We start from the raw sequence: 1,833 nt of genomic DNA on the forward strand, positions 1-1,833 counted from the left end.
CAAATCCCTGGTTCCGGTCATTCCTTGTCCCAAAAAGAGCAATACAGCGATCGAGTTCAAGATGACATGGACTGTGCGCCAGCGATTCGATCGATCTTTGTAAATGTCTTGAACGATCGCCAAGGAGAAAACCATCAGCAGCGCAGCAGCTATGCCAATGTAGTAGTGAGACCAATACCATTCATCGGTGCGCCGATAAACGCCATCTTGAGCGCCAAGAATCACCAAGCCAGCACCCGTCAATGTCGCAAATACGCCGCGCCACATAGCAGGTGTCGATCGATATAACATGACCAAAGAGGCGATCGTAGCCACAAACATCAGAATAATGAAAATTACCTGAAACGAGTTTTTGCTCCAAACATCCTTGCTCAAAATATGCTCAAAAATAGCGTAGGCTAGACCCAACAGCGTCACTCCTACCACAGACCCAGACAGAATTTTACCTGCTTTGACGTGTTCTGAGCCGACTACAGGGGGAATTTTGCTCTTATCGCCGGATGCAATTTGCTTGCGGCGCTGCATAGTTTGCCAAGCCATATTCAGCACAATACCCAGCATCGGAAAAACGATCGCTACAGCTAAAACAGGATGCAGCAAAGCCAGAAAATCTTTAATTTCCATAAAGCACCTTTTTGTTTTTAAACTGGATCAAACTAAATTTTTGAGATTTTGAAATAGAGACTTTAACTCGCCAGGAGCGCAAGAGCGTTTCCATTGATTCGGACGACAAAACAACATCTCAACCAGACATCGATGTTGCGGCAAAGCCAATTCATCAAACCGAATCTGTACCGAGGGAAATTCATTGCTAAAATCTACCCGAGTTATCTCTCCTTGCAGCCTCAAATTTTCTTCCATAATTTTGAGCTTGACTGAAAGCATTTCTCCTGGAATCAGCGCAGGGAATCCGGCTTGAGTAATCTCTAGATGAACTCCCACTTCAGAAATAAAAGTAGTCACGCCCCAAAAGATTTGTCCGTCGATCGCCAGCCGTACCAATCGACGCAAATCAAACCATTCGTATCGATCGGACTTAGGAGCATCTAACAATATTAACAGCGTAATGCTGATAATTAAAAGGTTGTAGGTGCTCCAAATCCAACCAATCCCCAACCCTTTGAGCTGCTGGATGATTTCCGGCTCTGAGGCGTGCATCTGAAATTGAATCAAACAGGTTCCCAGAACGTGCCACAGGCTGATGGCATTGGGAATAAATAATAGCAGCAACGGTAGCGCTAATTTCCAGTTGAACGAAAAGCGATCGCTCACAGTGCCTTTGGCTGTGACATTAAATCCTTTGGAGAAGGGAGACAGCATCACCCCAAAGACGGTCAGAACCAGCGGGAATGCCAGTACCAACGAATAAATATCAGACAGCAATGCCGATCGCGCTCGATGATTCAACCAGGAGAAAACCGTCAACTGCACCAAATAATAGGGCAGAAAAAAGTACAGCATTTCTTGAACAGTAGCTCGGATGGGAATCACACCCAAAAAGGAATAAGCTAAGGGCATCAACAGAAAGCCGATACGCGGAATGCTACCAAACCAATTCAGGAGTCCTTCTAAATGCGCGAGTCGCTGAATCAGGTTTAATCCGGGGATAGTCAGCGGATTGGAATCAATAAAAAAAGCTTGTAAAGTTCCGCGCGCCCAGCGCAGCCGTTGAGTGGCGTAAGCAGAAATATTTTCTGCTGCTAAACCAGCGCTGAGTTTTTCGTTGAGATACACTAAGGGAGCACCACAGAATGATTGATCCTATAATGACCCAAAGATAATTTCAGTGTGCAGCGTATCTTATGTCTCTAAAATCTATCATGAAACTGACCG

General features: G+C 45.3%; 2 protein-coding genes. Both read right to left on the bottom strand.

The window, feature by feature from the left end:
- The coding region (locus tag JGK20_RS34315) for a DUF4079 domain-containing protein (RefSeq protein ID WP_293233853.1) at window positions 1-624 on the bottom strand (624 nt) is incomplete at its 3' end.
- A 27-nt stretch (window positions 625-651) separates the two neighbouring features.
- Window positions 652-1,734, bottom strand: coding sequence for a PilZ domain-containing protein (locus tag JGK20_RS34320; protein ID WP_293233855.1), 1,083 nt, complete (start codon window positions 1,732-1,734; stop codon window positions 652-654).
- Window positions 1,735-1,833: the final 99 nt, after the last annotated feature.

The sequence above is a fragment of the Microcoleus sp. PH2017_05_CCC_O_A genome (genome assembly GCF_020738785.1).
Classification (GTDB): Bacteria; Cyanobacteriota; Cyanobacteriia; order Cyanobacteriales; family Microcoleaceae; genus Microcoleus.